This is a genomic window from Helicobacter sp. MIT 05-5294 (genome assembly GCF_000765675.1).
Taxonomy (GTDB): Bacteria; Campylobacterota; Campylobacteria; order Campylobacterales; family Helicobacteraceae; genus Helicobacter_D.
The window spans coordinates 50,471-68,569 of sequence record NZ_JRPA02000005.1; the positions used below are offsets into that span (position 1 = coordinate 50,471).

Annotated in this window: 17 protein-coding genes; 6 read left to right on the forward strand and 11 right to left on the reverse strand. The window is 38.3% G+C overall.

All coding sequences use genetic code 11. The features are described from left to right. Positions 1-10: 10 nt before the first annotated feature. From LS69_RS03890 to LS69_RS03900, 4 genes are all read right to left on the reverse strand, one after another. The gene (locus LS69_RS03890) at positions 11-2,269 is read right to left on the reverse strand and encodes an STT3 domain-containing protein (RefSeq protein ID WP_194145400.1); all 2,259 of its coding nucleotides are present in this window, start codon (positions 2,267-2,269) and stop codon (positions 11-13) included. Beyond that, the gene (locus tag LS69_RS03895) at positions 2,211-3,431 is read right to left on the reverse strand and encodes a glycosyltransferase (protein ID WP_138122341.1); all 1,221 of its coding nucleotides are present in this window, start codon (positions 3,429-3,431) and stop codon (positions 2,211-2,213) included. The genes LS69_RS03890 and LS69_RS03895 overlap by 59 nt, the downstream gene beginning before the upstream one ends. Before the next feature lie 107 nt (positions 3,432-3,538). Beyond that, on the reverse strand, positions 3,539-3,673 hold the full coding sequence (locus LS69_RS11060) for a hypothetical protein (RefSeq protein ID WP_275050957.1): 135 nt from the start codon (positions 3,671-3,673) through the stop codon (positions 3,539-3,541). Positions 3,674-3,786: 113 nt separating this feature from the next. Next, positions 3,787-5,139 carry a major outer membrane protein gene (locus tag LS69_RS03900; protein WP_138122343.1) on the reverse strand — a complete coding sequence of 451 codons (1,353 nt, stop codon included), beginning with the start codon at positions 5,137-5,139 and terminating at the stop codon, positions 3,787-3,789. 418 nt (positions 5,140-5,557) lie between these two features. Between LS69_RS03900 and LS69_RS03905 the strand changes: the two genes are divergently transcribed. The 6 genes from LS69_RS03905 to LS69_RS03930 are packed head-to-tail and all read left to right on the forward strand — an operon-like array spanning position 5,558 to position 10,666. Continuing rightward, positions 5,558-6,199, forward strand: a complete 642-nt coding sequence (locus tag LS69_RS03905; RefSeq protein ID WP_138122345.1) for a UPF0323 family lipoprotein — start codon at positions 5,558-5,560, stop codon at positions 6,197-6,199. Position 6,200: 1 nt separating this feature from the next. Continuing rightward, entirely contained in the window at positions 6,201-7,370 is a 1,170-nt protein-coding gene (locus LS69_RS03910) for a glutathionylspermidine synthase family protein (protein WP_138122440.1), read from the forward strand. Between the two features lie 6 nt (positions 7,371-7,376). After that, positions 7,377-8,213, forward strand: a complete 837-nt coding sequence (locus tag LS69_RS03915) for an alpha/beta hydrolase-fold protein (RefSeq protein ID WP_138122347.1) — start codon at positions 7,377-7,379, stop codon at positions 8,211-8,213. 23 nt (positions 8,214-8,236) lie between these two features. Further along, the gene (hemL, locus tag LS69_RS03920; protein ID WP_138122349.1) at positions 8,237-9,556 is read left to right on the forward strand and encodes a glutamate-1-semialdehyde 2,1-aminomutase; all 1,320 of its coding nucleotides are present in this window, start codon (positions 8,237-8,239) and stop codon (positions 9,554-9,556) included. Beyond that, complete coding sequence (locus LS69_RS03925; RefSeq protein ID WP_138122442.1) at positions 9,546-9,995, forward strand: AtpZ/AtpI family protein; 450 nt, start codon at positions 9,546-9,548, stop codon at positions 9,993-9,995. Before hemL ends, LS69_RS03925 begins: the two co-directional genes overlap by 11 nt. A gap of 5 nt (positions 9,996-10,000) precedes the next feature. Beyond that, entirely contained in the window at positions 10,001-10,666 is a 666-nt protein-coding gene (locus LS69_RS03930) for a hypothetical protein (RefSeq protein WP_138122351.1), read from the forward strand. 45 nt (positions 10,667-10,711) lie between these two features. On the opposite strand, the gene LS69_RS03935 is transcribed toward LS69_RS03930, so the two are convergent. The 7 genes from LS69_RS03935 to LS69_RS03965 all read right to left on the reverse strand — a co-directional run bounded on the left by LS69_RS03935 (position 10,712) and on the right by LS69_RS03965 (position 18,093). After that, positions 10,712-12,187: a glycosyltransferase family 8 protein gene (locus LS69_RS03935; RefSeq protein ID WP_138122353.1), complete on the reverse strand. Its 1,476-nt coding sequence runs from the start codon at positions 12,185-12,187 to the stop codon at positions 10,712-10,714. 210 nt (positions 12,188-12,397) lie between these two features. Then, positions 12,398-13,300: a phosphatidylglycerol lysyltransferase domain-containing protein gene (locus LS69_RS03940; protein WP_138122355.1), complete on the reverse strand. Its 903-nt coding sequence runs from the start codon at positions 13,298-13,300 to the stop codon at positions 12,398-12,400. 48 nt (positions 13,301-13,348) lie between these two features. After that, entirely contained in the window at positions 13,349-13,600 is a 252-nt protein-coding gene (locus LS69_RS03945; protein WP_138122357.1) for a hypothetical protein, read from the reverse strand. Beyond that, entirely contained in the window at positions 13,587-13,964 is a 378-nt protein-coding gene (gene fliS / locus LS69_RS03950; protein WP_138122359.1) for a flagellar export chaperone FliS, read from the reverse strand. Before fliS ends, LS69_RS03945 begins: the two co-directional genes overlap by 14 nt. Before the next feature lie 12 nt (positions 13,965-13,976). Further along, a complete protein-coding gene (gene fliD, locus LS69_RS03955) occupies positions 13,977-16,058 on the reverse strand; it encodes a flagellar filament capping protein FliD (protein ID WP_138122361.1) in 2,082 nt (693 codons plus the stop codon). A 24-nt stretch (positions 16,059-16,082) separates the two neighbouring features. Next, entirely contained in the window at positions 16,083-16,478 is a 396-nt protein-coding gene (locus LS69_RS03960; RefSeq protein ID WP_138122363.1) for a FlaG family protein, read from the reverse strand. A gap of 313 nt (positions 16,479-16,791) precedes the next feature. Further along, positions 16,792-18,093: a peptidoglycan DD-metalloendopeptidase family protein gene (locus LS69_RS03965; RefSeq protein WP_138122365.1), complete on the reverse strand. Its 1,302-nt coding sequence runs from the start codon at positions 18,091-18,093 to the stop codon at positions 16,792-16,794. Between the last annotated feature and the right edge of the window lie 6 nt (positions 18,094-18,099).

An 18,099-nucleotide genomic window follows, 5' to 3' on the forward strand; every position in this document is an offset into this window, starting at 1 on the left:
AACATTCCTTTTATAAAAGTTTGTAAATTATAATTTTGTCATTTTTTAGCACTTTTTGGAAGAGTTTAGAATCCAATTGCTCCAACAACCCTTTGAAATAGAAGCTCTCCAGATAACTTTGCGCACAAAGCAGAGTTTTACCATTAGGCAACAACACCGCCACAAGCCCACTTTTTTCATAAAAAATTCGCGTGGTTTTGTTTTTTAAATCAATGCTTTTTTGAATCTGTGTGTGAAAATCTTGTGCAACAACTTCCCCGCTTGTCAAATCTAGCGAGATTCCATTGTGGAATCGGATTTTTTCGCCTACGCTTTGGATAGAGAGAGCAAAAAAGCCATTTTTTGGAATCTCTCCATTATCTAAGTTGATAGATGAAAAACGCATAATATTTGGAAAAATCTCTAGCATTTTCAAAGGCAAAATAATAAAAAGTGCATTTTGTGTGGGCGTGTGTTTGGGCTTAGATTGCAGAATCTCTAGCGTGGGTCGGATTCCTTGTGTAGCAAAAAGCGATTCTAAGGATTCGCCGTTTGAAAGCGTTTTGGCGATATTGTAGCTTAGAATCTCATCGGTGCTACTAAGGGCTAAGCTAATGGGATAGTTTTGTCTCCCTGAATGTTTCCCGCCATCAATAAAGGTCTTTAGATTGCTAAAATAGCCAATCATATAACCATAATCCCACCAAGCAAGTGCGAAATCGTTGGGAGTTGAAAAATGCTTTGGCAGAGATTCCAATATCTCCGCCTCGCTTTTTTCTAAAATCGGCGCGACAACATAGGATTTGATATGTTGCAAATGAGGCAGAACGCTCAAGCAAACAAATCCAACAATCAAGGCAAATTTAAGGATTCTATGGTGTAAGCTTTCAAGAATCCCAAAAGCTTTAAAAAGCAAGAATCCAAGACTGATTGCAGAAATTGGCACAGCATAAAAGCTAAAACGCAACCCAAGCACCAAAGAAAAACCACCCAGAATCCCAAAAGGCAAGAAAATCAAGAATCTTTTGTCTTTAAAAACCAGCCAAATAAAGCCTAAAACTACTAAAGCAAACCATTCTATCCCGCCACTTACACGATAAGCAAATTCCATAAAGCCAAGCTTAGAGACTTCGGCAATAGAATCCAAAACGCTAAGATAATGAAAACTTTGCGTATCCTCTGAAGATTCTAAAGAATCCTGAAAAAACTTAAGAAAAAAAGGATTTAAATAATTGTTTTTCAATAAAAGTGGCAACAAAAGCCACAATAAACCCCCAAAATTTGCCACATAATAAAAGCAAAACAAAGGCTTAGAATAAAAAAATTTAGGCAAATATCTCACGACAAACCCCAAAAAGAATCCAAAAATAGCCCAAATCCAATGAAGTTTAGGATAAAGAATCCCTAAAATCAAAATAAGATTCAACCCTAAAAGAATCTGCGAGAGAAATAAAATCGTTTGGGATTCTTTGTTAAAAAAGCGCAAAGCATTGAAGAAAAAGAGAGATAAAATCAAAATATAGCCAAACAAAATATACCGCAAATTCGCATAAAAGCCAAGAGAAAATGCGCACAAAGCAAACAATATCGCATAATTACGCGCGTATTTGGAATCTAAAATAGGGCGGCAAAGAAAGTCCCAAATGCGCAAAATCATCGCGCCTATCCCAATTCCCAAAACCAACACAAGCATATCAGTATCATAGTAACCAAACAATGTGCGGTTATAATAACTCACGCTTATCGCACTCAAGATACCGCTAAAAGCGCAAGGAATCGCACCAAAATTTCTAGTGATTGCCATGATGGGAAACACAATCAAACTGCCAAAGAATCCGGGCAAATAAAAGAAGATTTGCTCCAAGCTTAAAGGCAGACAAAAAGCCAAAAACGCACTCAAAAGCGAAAGAATCTCATCAGCGGATTTTGGAGGATTCATCAAAGCGAGATTTTCTGCTATTGTCGCGGTTTTAGAGCTTTGCCAAGATTCTTGAAGCATTGCTAATAAATATTTCGCGCCCTGCGCATAAAAATAACTATCGTGCGTGTTTAATAAAGGCGTGTTTTGATAGAAATATTGCGGATAGGAGCTTAAAATCCAAGGATAATAGAATCTAACAATAACACTAAAAGCAAAGACAATAAACGCGAGGCTTAGAAATCTTAAGTTTGTCCATTGCGAGGGCAACCATTGCTTCCAAAGCACAACTAAGAATCCCACGATGCAACATTTAATGCCGCGAGAGCATTCTGTCGTAGGCTTCTTTTCGCAGATTTTTAGCCGTAGCAAAAAACTTTAAAATTCCGCCTTTGTAAAATGTCTTACAAGCCTCAATCAAGGCTTCCCCTAAGCAATAAGAAAAGGTTTGCTTCTCTAATAAAGCACTTTGATAATCCTCATAAGATTCCAAAGGTGGTAGTTTCAGGTGGGGGTGGAGCTTGATGATTTTTTGGTAGAATCGCGCTTCTTTTTTGTGTCGCAATGCAATCAAAGCTAATAAAAAAGGAAGTTTCAAACAACCAAGCAAACTTTGATAATTTGCGATAATGCAATAGCCAAGTTTATAAGCAAGATGATAGCGAATTCTCTCATATCCATAAGTTGTATTAGCGACAAATCCCTTTGTATTAGGGCTTCCACCAGATTCCAACCACGCTTGATAATACGCATTCCATTCATTCCAGATTTGATTGCAAAGCCGATTATTCCAAAAGCGATTCTTGGGACCATAGGCGTGGATTAGAATCGGATTGTGATTTTTGCGCCATAGCACACTGCCAACATAGCGATTTCCCAAGTCTTTGATTTTTAGATTTTTTTCAAAAACAAGTAGCGAAAATGTGCCTTGATCATTAATATTAAGCGGATTTTGCGCACTCACTTGATAGATGAAGTCGTAGCATTCTTTGGGATTTTCCAAAGTATCGTTATAGACGATAATAGGCGTTTGAAATACGCTAGTGTTTTGGAATCTTCCTTGATAGGCGAGGCAAGAATTTGCAAGGCTTGTTTTGCCTCTTCTTGCGCCTAATACGAATCCTTGTTGCCTTAGTTTCTTTAAATGCACGATTTCTTGAAGTAGCAAAATATCAAAATCCAAATACACGATACATTTGCACTCATCTAAGAATCTAAAACCTTCAAAACACGCATAAACCATATGCGTCCAACGCCCCAAAAAGCGATGATTGTTTAATTTAATGGGTTTTTTGGCAAACGCATTAAGCTTGGCTAAAAAATCCTCTTTGGTAAAAGTTTCAAATCTCACAATGCTTTCCCCAGCGATTTTACGCAAAGCTTCTTTGTCGCTCGTCTTAAATCCATCGTGGATTAGATAAAAAATATCCACTTTTTCGCCACATTTTTGTTTGATATTTGCCATTAATGAGCCGATGACAAAGGCAGAATCGCAAGTCGCACAAAGCAGGATTCCAAAGGAGTGTTTTTTCATATTTTTCCTAAAATCTAAGGTTTTGAAGTTTTAAAATCCAAAATAGTATTCTACAATAAATTTTTGGCAAAAATATTTTGTTTTGGTTTGTTGATTTCTTGCAATGATTATTGTTTGGGATTCTTACAACAGCTCTTTTTAGAACCACCGCAGCCACAATCGCAGTGTTTTTTGGGATAGAGTTTGTAGCCAAAGTAAAACAAGGCGACAAAAAATATACAGCCTAAAATAATGGATTCCATAGAGATTTCCTTGAAAAATGCAAAATTAAAAGATTAAAAGCGCAAAATTAATTTTGTAATGGTGGCTTTTAAGCCTTAAACCATTACAAAACTTAAACCTGCGCGGATTTCTTTTAGAAAGAATAAACAATTTCTACTTTGAATTGGTTTCTATCTTCAGAATCTGTTTCTGGTGTGGTATAATGACCACTTCTCTCGGTTCTTAAAAACGCGTAATATGCGCCAATTTCTAGGTTTTTGCTGTATTCCCAAGTAATATTTGGGGTGATTTCATAAAAGTCAATATCTGTTGTTGTCCTTGCGGTAATATCTTTGACTTTGTTTTTACCATTGATATAATCAATCCCAATGCTAAAATTATCTAGCACATTGTAAGCAAGACTTGCATAGAATACATCTAAATCTTTTTCGATATTTCCATTAGTTGCACCTAAGATAGTAGAGAAACTCACGCCTGTGGCATCAACATTATCAAACCACACAGCCCCTGCAAGCTGCAATGCTCCCTCATCATCAAGAGAAACTGCGAAATTGTCTTGCGTGTTGCCAATATATCCTAGATTAAGGCTTAAAGGAATCTCTAAGCTTTCCAAATCCGCTCCTACTTCAAGACTTAAAAAGTCGCTTTTGGTTTGGTATCTACCATAGAGAGTAGGGTCGCCGGTGAGCGCAACTGCGAGGTTTGCTATTCCTGAACTGTTGCCTTGTGAATAAGCGTATTGTCCATTGATATGGAAAATCTCATGGAAGAATCCAAGCTCCCCAAAGAATGCAGAATCTACAATATCATCAATGTGAAACCACCAAAGTTGCCCCTCTACATTTCCATAATCTGTCTCAAAACTTGCCAAACCTGCAAGGAGATAAAGAGGCTTTGTGATGCTTGTTTCTTCAACCGGCTCATCTTTAATATCATCTAATGCCCAAGAATCAAATGCTCCCGCAACAAGTGTTAGGTAAGGAATATCACTATTGACTGCTAAAATCCCTGTGCCTCTATCTTCGCCATTATCATTAAAGGGAGTATCTAAGCGCATTTTGCCGAGTGTAACATTTGTGCTTGTAGAATCTGGCGTAATCAGCGCATTAAAAGTGCTAACCCCAAAACTCCCGTCTTTGCCCGAGCCAAGCCCATAACCCAAGAAAGGAATAATATCTCCATTATCATCTTCTATGCCTTTTCCATGGTTGGTATTTTGCCCAACTTCATAGTAGATTCCGAGATTTAAGGAAACATAATCTTGCACGGGTGTGCTAAACTCTGCTTCTGCATGCCAAGTATGCTCTACATCGCCGCTTTTTTCGCCATTTTTGTCAAATCCTTGATTTTTGAAACGATTATCTTCGTATTCATAACGCAAAAATCCATTGACTTCTACTCCCCTAATCGCCTCTTCTAAACTCTGTGCATTTGCATTTGCAGTGAGTGCGAGAAGTGCAGCTAGACTTAAACTTGTTTTTTTCATTCACAACTCCTTCTTTGAATTTTGAAATTTAATTTCAAGTGAGATTAAAATGAGATTGAATCTTACAATACAAAATCTTAAATATAAATGAAAATCATTATCATAATATGGAATTTGCACAAAGGATTCCATTGTAACACTTTTTGGTATGCGGTATTATAGATTACCATGATTCTACTAGCATAGAATCTCGCAATGACGGCGGGTAATCCGCAATTCTACCATCTCGTCATTGCGAGAGTTTCGCAAAAACTCGTGGCAATCCACGCTTTAATATGTTCAGAGACTTTACAATAGAATCCTTCAAAAGCGAGATTCTTTAGTATAGATTTGCATAGTGTGGGTGAAATTTGTTGCGCATTTACTTTAGGATTCTTTGAATTTTGCTATAATTTGCCAAATTTTTTAGGAGTTTTGAATGAAAAAATATTTGAAAAAAATTTCTGACCCAAAAATCGTTGGCACATTTAGTAAAAGCGGATTAGGACTTGCTGCGGTATTGTTGATTGTAGGTTGTGGTAATAGTGGGCAGGATTCTGCAAATAGCGGAATCTCTGAAGCAACAAAAAAAGGTGCGACCGTTACGATTGAAAAGCAACCCGATGGAAGCTACAAAATCCTTGATGAAGTGCCAAGTGTGCAAACACGCGTTATTTTGCGCGAAGATGGAAATGAGCGAATCTTAACCCAAGCAGAGATTGACCAAATCATCGCAGAAGAAAATGCCAAAATTGAAGCGGGAACTTCGCAACTCACCAACCCAACAGGCGCGGGATTATCACTTGGCGAGACGATTTTAGCAAGTGCTGCGGGGGCGATTTTAGGAAGCTGGATTGGAAGCAAACTCTTCAACAATCAAAATTATCAAGCCCAACAACGCACAAGCTACAAATCTCCACAAGCTTACGAACGCTCCCAAAATTCCTTTAAACAAAATGCAAGTGGCGCAAAAACTAGCACAACAGGACGCAGCGGATTCTACACACCAAACAACACAAGCTCTACGCAGAATCGCTCTAGCACTACGCGTTCAACTTCTACTTCAAGCTATGGTGGTTAAAATGCAGATTTTAGACGCACAACCGCTTAAAAACGAAGATTTGGACGCATTGGGCTTGAGTTGGCATACAGATATTGATAATACGCCTTATGTAAGCCATGAAATTATAGAGATTAGCGAGGAAGAAGCGCAAGGATTCTATAATGCCGCAAACGAGCTTTATGATATGTATGTGGAAGCGGGGCAATATGTGATAGAAAACAACTTGTTCTTTGAGCTTGGAATCCCTTTTAATCTCGTAGAAGCCATACAAAGAAGCTGGGAAGAAGAAGTGCATTGGCATTTATATGGACGCTTTGATTTGGCAGGTGGATTAGATGGGAATCCTATCAAGCTTTTAGAATTTAACGCAGATACGCCCACAATGCTTTATGAGAGTGCGATTATTCAATGGGCATTGCTGAAAAAAAATGGATTCAAGGAGTCCTTGCAGTTTAACAATCTCTACGAAGCATTAGGCGATAATTTCAAGCGTATCATTACTTTGGGCGATGATATTTCGCATTTTGATGCAATCTATGAGGGGTGGAAGATTCTCTTTTCTAGCATTGCCGGAAGTGAAGAAGAAGAGCGCACGACAAAGCTACTAGAAGTGATTGCCAAAGAAGCGGGGTTTGAGACAAATTTCTGCTACGCGCACGAGGCGGTATTAGATGAAAACGAGGGATTAAGCTTTAATGGTATGAATTATGAATTTTGGTTTAAGCTGATTCCTTGGGAGAGTATCGCCGTAGATGAGCCAGAATTGGCGCGTTTGATGACTGCAATGATTGCCAACAAAAACACAATCTTCCTAAATCCTGCTTATACTTTGATGTTTCAAAGCAAACGAATGCTAAAGATTCTGTGGGATTTGTTTCCAAACCACCCCTTGTTGCTTGAAACTTCCTACGAACCGCTTTCTCAAAAACAAGTCAAAAAACACGCTTTTGGGCGTGAGGGAGAGAGTGTAAGTATTTTGGACGCGCAAGGTAGAATCTTAAGTGAGCGAAGCGGGGATTATGGAAACTATCCTGCAATCTATCAAGCATTTACCGCACAAAATAGCCATAATGGAAGCCTCTATCAGCCCAATGTTTTTTATGCTTATGAAGCGTGTGCGTTGGGATTCCGCAAAGGCGGCGAGATTTTGGATAATATGTCTAAATTTGTCGCGCATAAAATTAGGTAATTTTGAATGTGGTTAAGATTTTTTATTGCTTTTTGTTGCTTATGTGGAATCCTACAAACAAAGCCTAGTGAAGACTTCTTGAAGATTCCGCCCCTAAGTGATGTGGCGCAACGAAATTTCGTCCTCACCACGCAAGATTTTGATGCTAAATATCGTGTTTTTACTGCGATTGCTAAATCCAATCAAGAATCCCAAAAGCCTAACATACAAAAGATTCTTGTTTTGTTGGACGGCAACGCGCATTTTCCTCTAGCTTTGAATCTTTTAGCGCAATTCCCGATAAGCTCTTTAATGCTTGTGGGCGTCGGCTATGTTGGCAATGTCGCGTATGATTTAGAAAACCGCACTTTAGATTATACGCCAAAACTCACCAACGAATCCCTAAAGAATCCCCAAAGATTTCAAAAAGGTGGCGGGGCAGAGGAGTTTTCTGTGTTTTTGCAGCAAAGGATTCTAACGCCTCTTAAAAAACAATATCCAACAGCAGAAATTAGCCTTTTTGGGCATTCTTTTGGGGGCTTGTTTTGCCTTTGGAGTTATTTAAATTCTGCTGATTCTTTTGATTCTTATTTTTGCGCTTCTCCCTCCTTGTGGTGGGGTGAGGGCGAAATTTTAAAAGACATCAAAAATATTCATACAAACAAGCCAATCATTCTAAGTATAGGAGAGTTGGAGAATCCTGCAAAAATGGCTTATAGCCCTATGGAAGTGCGAGATTTAGCCAAGCAATTAAAAGATAAAGGGCAAGAAGTAGAGTTTATTATCTTTAAAGATAAAGGGCATGGAGATGGAATCCTAGAGGCAATCTTGGAGTTTTTAAAATCCAATGGAGCGCAACTTTAGTGTAATTTATTAAAAGGAAAAAAATGGAATCTTTAAATCATCTAAATAGCATTAATGATTTTAATGAAGCGAAGCAAGTTATACCCGGTGGTGTCAATTCACCTGTTCGCGCCTTTAAAAGCGTAGGCGGCACTCCGCCTTTTATTTCTAGTGGGCGCGGAGCATATTTGATAGATGAAGATGGGAATCGCTACATTGATTTTGTGCAGAGTTGGGGACCTTTGATTTTTGGGCATTGCGACAAAGAAATTGAAGAAGCGGTGATAGAATCTGTCAGAAAAGGCTTGAGCTTTGGCGCACCTACGACTTTAGAAACTGCACTTGCTAAAGAAGTCATTGGAATTGTTGAAGAAGTCGAGAAAATCCGCTTTGTTTCAAGTGGGACAGAAGCGACGATGAGCGCGATTCGTCTTGCTCGTGCTTTTAGCGGTAAAGAAGACATTATTAAGTTTGAGGGTTGCTATCATGGACATAGCGATTCTTTGCTTGTTTCTGCTGGAAGTGGTTTAGCGACTTTTGGGAATCCGAGTTCGCCCGGAGTGCCACAGGATTTTACCCAACACACTTTAGTTGCGCAATACAATGACTTAGCAAGTGTGGAATCTTGCATTGAGTTTAGCCAAAAACAGGGCAAGGGTGTTGCTTGTGTGATTATTGAACCAATTGCTGGAAATATGGGGCTTGTGCCAAGTGATGCGGCGTTTTTGGAGGGTTTAAGAAAACTTTGTGATAAGCACGGAATCTTGCTGATTTTAGATGAAGTAATGAGCGGATTTAGAGCAAGTTTGTGTGGTTCGCAGAAATTCTATTCTGTGCGCGGGGATTTGGTAACTTTTGGTAAAGTGATTGGCGGAGGTATGCCTGTGGGCGCATTTGGCGGACGCGCGGAGATTATGGATTTGCTTTCTCCTAAAGGCGCGGTTTATCAAGCGGGGACTTTAAGCGGAAATCCTGTTGCGATGAGTGCGGGACTTGTTTCTCTGCGAAAACTGCGCGAGGATTCTAAAGTATATGAGAGATTGGAATCTTTAGCGATTCAACTAACGCAAGGCTTAAAAGAGATTTGCGCAGAGTTTGGAATCCCCTTGCAAACTTGTGTGCGCGGAAGTATGTTTGGATTCTTTTTTAACGAAAAACAAGTCAAAAATTTTCAAGATGCACTCAAAAGCGATACAGAAATGTTTGCGAAATTTCATCAAGGAATGTTAAGCAAGGGCGTTTATCTCGCAGCCTCGCAGTTTGAAACTGGATTTATCTGCACAGCGATGAATGAAGAGCTGATTGAAAATGTGCTAGAGAGGGCGAAAGAAGTATTATCGGAGATTTATGCTTATGGAAAATAAAAAAGAATTTGCGGCAAAAAGCACAGAATCCCAAACAGAAAATGCACGAGAAAGTCGCGTGGATTCTGATAGAATCGCTGGAGATTCGGAATCGCAAAATACTAATCTTAACCTAAATCAAGATTCCACACAAAAAGAATCCGCCCAACAAGAGCCAAAATACAAAGACGCGGTATTGGCGTATTCCAACGCGACATTGGGGATTTCAATGGTCGTTGCGGTATTGATGGGAGTGGGAATTGGTTATGGGTTGGAATCACTTTTTGGTGTGCGTTGGTTGTTTTGGCTTGGCGTTGTTTGGGGGGTGTGTGCAGCAATTTTAAATGTTTTTAAAGCTTACAAGCGACAAAAGTGCGAACTTGATGAACTCGCAAAAGACCCGAAATACGCATATAATGCGCAAAAGTCCGCGAAAGACTTTGACGACGAGGACGATTAGAGACGATGAAATTACCAAAGTTAATTTTGGTTTTTTGTTGCGTTGTTTTGGCATTAAGTGGTGGCGTGTGGATTGGCTTTGATGGAATATGTGCCATAAATTTTGCATTTGCGATTCTTAGCTTTAGCGTGATTGTGTTGGTGGTTTTTTATACACAAAAACGCAAGATTCAAAACCTAATCCAAAACGCAACACAAGAAGAGTTAGAAGCCTTAACACAAAGCTACAAAAGCAATCAAGAGATTGCAGAAGAAGAGGAAGAAGAATTTTGGGAAAACAAAACAAAAGAATCCGCTCAGAATTCCGCTGTGCAAGGGCTATCACAAGGATTATCAAAGGAATCGCAAAACAAAGAGAATCCAATGGTCAATAGCACCAATAATGCGCAAATGAAATCTCAAGAAAACACAAGTAACCTTTCGCAAGAAGAAATGCCAAAACCAGCCAAACAAAGCTTTTTGCGGAATCTTAACCCAAAAAATATTAAAAATGGCACGAAAATGTTTTTTTACCCACCGCGACTTCTTGCCTATGGATTCCTTATGCTTGGAATCTTGATTCTTATCCAGCGACAAGTTTTTCAGCCTTTGGCTTTTTTTGGCGGTTTAATCGTTGCGAATCTTTTGGTTGTCTTTGCGCTTTTGATAAATTTCAGCCAACAAAAGGCTTAAACTAATTTCCATAAAGGCTTGATAAAAGAATCATAGCTTCTAGCATTACGACTTTGTCATCAAGTGAAACAAGAATTTTATAAAATCGCTACGATACCATTTTTTGCAAGACTTTAAAAACTCTTCGCCTAATTGATAAGTAGCGCAATTTTTACGATGCACAGCCTCATCAAAATCTTGATATTCTTGCAATAGAGGGAGTTTCAAGCTCGGATTTATGGCGCATAAAGTTTGATAATCTTTCAAAGCTTTTTTATGATGATAAATCATCAAACCAAGCTTTAAGGGCAGGGTAATGCGAAGAATGCTTTTTTGGCTGTTTTGAATCTCTTTGCCTATTTTATAGCTTAGATGATTTTCTACGCGTTGTTTAGCACCTAGAAAATGCCTTTGTAGGATTTTGTTATGAGATTTGAACAACTCTTCAGATTTGCGAGAGAGATTTTGAATCTGATTCCTATGGGCGATGAGTTTGTGTGAGAGAGCTTTAGCATAATCTTGCAAAGCGTTATTTTGGAGGGTTTGCAAATGCGATTCCAACTCTTCTTTGAAAATTGGCGTTTGCTTTGCGACTTCCCACCATTGTTTATAATAAGGATAATCAAGGGGCAAATAAGCCGTATCTAGCAGTTTGCATTCATTCTCCCAAGGTTTTGCACACAAGAAAGTAAAATGCACGATTCTAATATCTTTTAAGGATTCTTGCAGTTCTTTGCTAGTATAGCCAAAAAGGCAGTTTTTACTCTCATCAGCACAAAAATTATCTTGCCTCCCAAGTCTTTGCGCGGTGAAGTGATTGACAAAAAGATTCCATTTAGGGGGCAATTTTAGGGTTTGGTTGCCAATGACTGCATTTAAAATGTCTTGGTCCATATTTGTGGTGAAGTTGCGCACAAATTCTAAAGCCTTGCCTTGTATATCTAATTCGCGCCATTTAGGTAGGTTGATGAGCATAAAACCAGAATTAAAATATTCTTCTCTAAAAGGAAAAGTAAAATCTGCGCGTGTAGAATCCCGTGCTTTTAAGGATTTTTGGCGGTAGGGATTGCTACAATCTAGCACAACCCCCGCGATATTTTCGCCTAAATCTAGTGCAAACAACTCCCGCAAATCGCCAATTACTAGCATATCCACATCTAAATACAGACATTTATCAATTTCAGGCAAAACAGAAGCGAGTTTAATGCGAAAAAAGTTTGAATAGTTGGTGCGATTTGCACGCTTTGGTAAATCTTTGAAGTCTTTATCATCAAGGAAATGCACGAGAATCTTGCAAGGATAGATGATTTGGAGTGAGGATTCAAGATTGGCTAACTTTGTAAGTGTGGAGGGCTGAAGCGAATCGCTTAAAATATGGAAGCAATAGCCCTCATCTTCTAAGTTTTGTGTCGTGGATTGTGCGGGGGGGGGGGGTAAATCACTACCATTATTAGCTTTGTGGGCTTGTAGGATAATGCTAGTGATTAAAACTGCGTTATATTTGATATAGTTTTCATCTGCATTAAAGACAATATGAAACATTTAGAAGCCTTGAGAATGTAATTAAAACTTTAAAGATACAATTATAGCAGAATTTTGGCTATTTTGATTTTGTTTGCGTTTTTGGATTGTATTTAGCAGGATTCTTTTGCTTGGATTGTCACGATTCCACTATCGCAGAATCTCACAATGATGAAATGAGTGAAACCCTAACGGCTTCTCGCAATAAAGCAGTGATGGAATCGTTAGAGTTTAGGCTTTTAACACCGCGTCAAATTTTTCTTGTAAGAAAAGTGGTTGGTAGGATTGTTTGGCTTTGCGCAAACCCTCTATCCCTAAATCTTCTTCACGATTTACAAACGGATATGCACTCCATTCGTGGGCTAAAAATTCGCGATTGATTGCCTGATAAGCTCCTTGGTATTCAATATCGGCTTTTTCTATGTGAATCACCGCGGTATCGTTGTTTAAAGGCTCTCCAAAGCTAAAAGCGATGATTTTGCCTTCAACGCGCAGGATTCCACCTTTGAAATCAAGTCTTGAAAACTGCTTGAGGGATTCTATAATGCCTACATATTCATTCCTCAAGCCATCACTTGCAGTGTCGCTTATTTTACCAAACCAGCTTTGATAAGTCGCAATCAATTCGTTAAGATTCTCGCTTCCTAATGCTTCATAGGTGAAAGCATATCTTTCTACAAAGCGGTTTAGGTGGGTTTTTTTCTTATGGTATTTTTTTCCCTTTAATTCAATAAGCTCGGAAGTGGAATAAATATAATCACTGCGGTCTTCGCGGTAAATAAAGTCAAAAGTATCGGGCAAGAGGGATTCTAATTCTTCTTTATCTACTCGGCTTAGACTATGGATGGAAAATGTCAAACCCTTTGCTTTGCAAATTTCTTGTAGTTGTAGGAGAGTTTGTTTTTTGCAATTTAGGTCGTTTTGTTTGTGGATTGGATAAAAAATAAATGGGTTTTCGTTGGGATATTGGGTTTTAATCACGAGGCAATCGTTTAAAATCGCCCAACTAATATGACGCGCATAATGCCAAAGATAAAGATTAGTAAAGGTTAAGTCTGAAACAAGAATCTTGTGAGAAGCAAAGAAATGAGTTAGCGATTCTTTATCTTCAATATCAATAGGCTTCCATTGCATTTGTATTTCCTTTTATATTATAAAAGGAAAATTTTAATACAAATACAATTAAAAAGAAATATTAAGCCTTTGTGAATTGTCTTGTTTGGGAAGAAAATTCTTTGTTTGCTTGAGTTTGCGCATTTCTACGCCCAATCTTTCTTTCTGTGCTTTGGCATATTCGGTGATTTGCTCCATAATCGCTAATGCTTCAAACATTTCATCGCGTGTTTTTAGGATAGGCGTATTATCCAAAAGCTCGTTTAATTTGCTGTCGTTTTTGTTAAGATATGCTACTTTTAATTCATTAAGCCAATTCATGATTTACCTCTTTCCATGCTTCAAGTAATCCTTTGACTACTTTTATCACGATGTCAATTTTATCTTTGCTGTTTTCCATATTCGCTTGAGTGAGAAGCTTTATTTGGTGAGTGTAAAGCCCTGTGAGATAGTGGGCTACTTGCCCACCTTTCTCATAATCAAGCGAATTAAGAAGCTCCACAAAAATATCTGTGGTGCGATTAATATAATAGATTTTCTTCTCAATATCTTGAGAATCAATACAACGCTTCGCCATTGAAGCAAAGCGCAAAATACCCTCATAAAGCATTTCAACAAGCTTTGCTGGGGATTCTACCGCAACAGAATTTTGTTGATAAGAACTATATGCTAAACTACCTTTCATATTCTACCTCTTTTAATTAGATGAATACATAGACTGAATCATATTAGTAACCGCTTGGGATTGTTGGTTAATCTTCGCAATCATTTGATCGTAAGCAGACCATCTTTCCGCCATACTTTCATAACGAGAAGTAATAGATTCTTGTGTGCTAGTTTTGTCCTCGTTAAGAGTTTTTTGCTCATCAGTAAGTGAAGTCTCCAAAAGCTTCAAAGTAGAATTACTGCCCGTAATCAAGCTATCCATTGTGTTTCTAAGCTTAGTGAAAACTCCGTCAATTTCAGTTTCTTCGCCTCTTACTACGCTTGTAGAGCTTCTAAAGAAAGATACCGCCGCGTCTGGGTCTTCTTTGAAAGTGGATTCAAACTTCTCTTTGTCCATCTTGAGTGTGCCATCATCGTTGAAATAGATTCCATATTTTACAAGATTGACTCCATTTACATCGTTGGAAGTAATGATGGAGTTGAATTGTCGGAGAATTTGTCTAATATCATTATTGCCATTAAATACTCCTGCAACTCCTGTATCCTCATCATATCGCATAAGCTCTTGAATCTTGTTATACATGGTATTGTAGTTTTCTACAAATTTTTCCATTTCTTCTGCGATTCCTTTATCATCACGAGAGACACGGACAATTACATCTTTGTTTGTCTCTGTTACCGCAGTAAGCTCCAAAGATAGTCCTGAAACCACATCATCAAAGCTGTTTTTATCCCTTTCTATTTCAATCCCATTATAAGTAAATTGCGCATTTTGCGCATTTTGAATATTGGTAATATTCATTTTATCCAAAAACTCTTGACTTGATGTATAGCTTCCCGCAGTTAGCCCAATCTTATCCAATGTGCTTTTTTGCTCTGCTGCTTCTCCCTCTGCGCCGATTCTAATGCTGTTGCCATCAAGGCTATTAATGACGAGTTTGCCGTCTTTGACTTCAGCAGAAACTTTGTCTTTTAAGTTTGCATTTGCATTGATTGCGTCAGCAATTGCTTTGGCATTGTCTGCGCCTGTTCTTTCATTAATCGTGCTTAAGTCAATGGATTCACCATTAATTGTTAGTGTCCCGCTTAATTGACCAGCTTGCACTGCAGTGCCTTTGATAAGTCCGCCATCATTAGAACCCGCGTGAGTTTTGACGAATCCTAAGTCGGTTTCAACTTCGCTCACACCATCTGCTACTTTTACTTTGGCGTCAGTGATTGTAACATTAATATCTCCGCCTTTAGAATCGTTAATCATTAAACCTTTGCCTGTGGAGTTTAAGCCAATCGTGATTTCTCCGCTATCTAGCTTGTCTTTCAAATCAGATAAACTAGCATCGTTATTTATTTTGTTATGAATCGCTTCTACGATTGCTTTGGCATTATCTTCGGCGTTATTTCCAATTTTGCTACCTGTCAAATCAGTTGCCAAGTCAATTTCCACAGATTGACCGCCAACCTCAATCTTGAATGTCCCGCTTTGGATATGTCCGCCCGGCATTGCCGCACTTTCAAGTGTGCTTCCAAAGTAGATTTTGTTTGCTGCACCGGAATCTTTGCCTTGAATCATAAGTTGGTAAGGATTGTCCCCACCGGTTTTCATAATGATTCCCATTACATTACCATCGGTTGCATCTGTAATCGCCTGCCCAACTTCCGCGACACTCATACCAGCTTTAATATCAATGCTGTAATTTGTGCCATTGTGGTAGAAATTAAGCGAAGTGTTTTCGGAGCTGAAAACGCTATCTCTTGAAGCGAATTTCATACCTACTTGATTCACATCATTTTGTGCAAGTTGTTTGACATTGATTTTAATATCTTGGACTGCCAAACCCTCACCCGCAGTTGCTTTTACCCCATTGCCTTCCACAGAAGTAGAACGCTTTTGGTAAGTGCTAAAATCTGATAGATTCTTAAAATTAGTATTAAGCGAACCCATCATTGTTAGAAGTGAAGTAAGCTCGGTTTGCTTTTCCATATTGGTTTCAATTTTTTTCGTGATAGGATCTACACGATTCTTGACTTCTTGTTCTTGCATTTGTTCAATGATGTCCCATGAGAGGACACCACTACTTCCAATACCTAATGATGCGAAAGTTCCTAATGCCATAATAAACTCCTTCCTAAAGCTTTGTTAAGCTTGTTTGTCAAAGATAATTCCAACGATTTCTTTCATTTTCGCCATAAGCTGCATTGCTTCATCACTTGGAATCTTACGAATCACACGATTAGTGTCTTTCTCGCTAACGGTGATAAAAAGCCCTTCAATGTCTTCATTGAATCCAAAAGTAACATTGGTATTCAAAGGATTCAACTCTTTATTAAGCTGTTGAGCTAATTCATTGAGCTTTTGTTTTTGCTCTTGAACCTTTTGCTCTTCGCCGGATTTGTCAATCTCTGTTTGTGTTTGCTCCTGTTTCGTCATTGATTCTTGCACTATTGGGCTGTTTTGGCTACTCACGCTTCCTTGCATTGAGTAAGTGCTTCCCTGTGTGCTAGCAATATTCATTCCATTTTCTACAATTGTCATAGTAACCTCCTTATTATCTATGTATTAGATTTAGAATAAATTGCGTATTTCAAACAACCTAACAAAATAGTTTGTGCAAAATAAGCCAATTAATGCTTTACGCAATTAAATGCTTTACGAAAGTATATCGGATATTATCCAAAAAAATAAAGAGTAAATAATTAAAATTTGCAAGAAATTTACGAGAAATTGTGTAAATTTATCAAGGAATCGCAAAAATATTTGGCGGTTTTATTTTATTATGTGTCAAAAAAGTAAAAAATCAATTGCTTGTATTGGCTATCAAGGCTTGAGTGTGGAATCCTTGAGATTCCTAAAGATTCTTAGTGTTTATTAATTCTAGCGGGTCAATATGCTTGTCTTTGAGCGTTACTTCAAATTTCAAAGCATTTTCCACGCGCCCGATTGTATAGCCCTTTTTTACCGCGCTTCCGGGTTTGATTGTGGGCGCGATTTTATCTAGTTGCGCATAGATTGTGTGCATATTATCTTTGTGTTCAATAATCACTACGCGTTTAAGAATAGGCGTGTCTTTAGCAAAAACGACTTTGCCATCTAAAACGCTTTTTACCTTATCGTCTCCTTTGGGAGCTAAAGTTACGGATTCGTTAAAAACTTTCATCTTATAAACCGGGTCAAAATAAGGTCCAAAACGCTTTTCAATCGTGAAATTATCCAAAGGCGCGATGGTCTTTGCTCCTTTATATTTTGTCGTGCCGATATTGTGGTAGGAGCTTGCCACTTGGCGCACATCAAAATCATCATTGGTTTTTGGGGTTTGCGATTCTTTGGTTGCGGAATCCTTACTTGAAGTTTTATTTGTTTGTTGGGCGGATTCTGTTTTTTGCGATTCTGTTAGCTTGGTTTTGGCTAATTCTTCGCGCTTTTTGCGCTTTTCTTCTTCTTGGCTTTTGAGAATGTTGAGATTGACAAGAATCCCTTGCACTTCGTCGCGTTCTTTGACGATTTTTTGTAGTTCGCCATTGTATTTTTTCATTTCTTTTTGATAGTTTGCAAGGAGCTTTTCTTGCTCACTTTGGAGGGCTTTGAGGTGGGTTCTCTTTTGGTTTTCAACTTCCAAAAACCCTTTGAGCTGGTCAATTTCGGTTTTAAGTTGATGAAGATTGGCAATCACTTCGCTTTGTTTATTACTTAGAGCGCTTAAGTGTTGTTTGGTCGCGCTACTTAAGGATTTGAATGCCTCTTCTGTGATTAGGTCTTGTATGGATTCGGGTTGGAAATCATTAAGCAGAATCGCAAAGGAAACATCTTTGATAATCAAATCCATCATTTCAAGTTCAATTTGTTTGCGTGTTTGGAATAAAGAATCTTGATTGTTACTAAGTTTTTTCATTAAAGCAGTCTTAGAATCGTATTCCTTTTTATTTTTGGCGATACTTTGTTCGTTTTCTTTAATGGTGCTTTGGAGTAGCTTGTTTTCTTCTTTTTGGCGATTGATGGCATTACCTAATTCTTGCAACTTCGCGTTAATTTGCTTCTCTTGTAGTTTTTTGTTTTCTAAAGCATTTTTGTTTTGGCTGATTTTTTGGTTAATATCTTGATTGGCACCAAAGAGCAGAGCGATAAACAAGAAAAGAAAAAACCCAATACGCATAAGAAT

Excerpts from the sequence above, each read along its gene's own strand:
- LS69_RS03900 (WP_138122343.1), bottom strand. The coding sequence starts at position 5,139 with ATGAAAAAAACAAGTTTAAGTCTAGCTGCACTTCTCGCACTCACTGCA.
- LS69_RS03940 (WP_138122355.1), bottom strand. The coding sequence starts at position 13,300 with ATGCAATGGAAGCCTATTGATATTGAAGATAAAGAATCGCTAACTCAT.
- LS69_RS03960 (WP_138122363.1), bottom strand. The coding sequence starts at position 16,478 with ATGACAATTGTAGAAAATGGAATGAATATTGCTAGCACACAGGGAAGC.
- LS69_RS03965 (WP_138122365.1), bottom strand. The coding sequence starts at position 18,093 with ATGCGTATTGGGTTTTTTCTTTTCTTGTTTATCGCTCTGCTCTTTGGT.
- LS69_RS03925 (WP_138122442.1), top strand. The coding sequence starts at position 9,546 with ATGGAAAATAAAAAAGAATTTGCGGCAAAAAGCACAGAATCCCAAACA.
- LS69_RS03915 (WP_138122347.1), top strand. The coding sequence starts at position 7,377 with ATGTGGTTAAGATTTTTTATTGCTTTTTGTTGCTTATGTGGAATCCTA.
- fliS (WP_138122359.1), bottom strand. The coding sequence starts at position 13,964 with ATGAAAGGTAGTTTAGCATATAGTTCTTATCAACAAAATTCTGTTGCG.
- fliD (WP_138122361.1), bottom strand. The coding sequence starts at position 16,058 with ATGGCATTAGGAACTTTCGCATCATTAGGTATTGGAAGTAGTGGTGTC.
- hemL (WP_138122349.1), top strand. The coding sequence starts at position 8,237 with ATGGAATCTTTAAATCATCTAAATAGCATTAATGATTTTAATGAAGCG.
- LS69_RS11060 (WP_275050957.1), bottom strand. The coding sequence starts at position 3,673 with ATGGAATCCATTATTTTAGGCTGTATATTTTTTGTCGCCTTGTTTTAC.
- LS69_RS03930 (WP_138122351.1), top strand. The coding sequence starts at position 10,001 with ATGAAATTACCAAAGTTAATTTTGGTTTTTTGTTGCGTTGTTTTGGCA.
- LS69_RS03905 (WP_138122345.1), top strand. The coding sequence starts at position 5,558 with ATGAAAAAATATTTGAAAAAAATTTCTGACCCAAAAATCGTTGGCACA.
- LS69_RS03910 (WP_138122440.1), top strand. The coding sequence starts at position 6,201 with ATGCAGATTTTAGACGCACAACCGCTTAAAAACGAAGATTTGGACGCA.
- LS69_RS03935 (WP_138122353.1), bottom strand. The coding sequence starts at position 12,187 with ATGTTTCATATTGTCTTTAATGCAGATGAAAACTATATCAAATATAAC.
- LS69_RS03945 (WP_138122357.1), bottom strand. The coding sequence starts at position 13,600 with ATGAATTGGCTTAATGAATTAAAAGTAGCATATCTTAACAAAAACGAC.
- LS69_RS03895 (WP_138122341.1), bottom strand. The coding sequence starts at position 3,431 with ATGAAAAAACACTCCTTTGGAATCCTGCTTTGTGCGACTTGCGATTCT.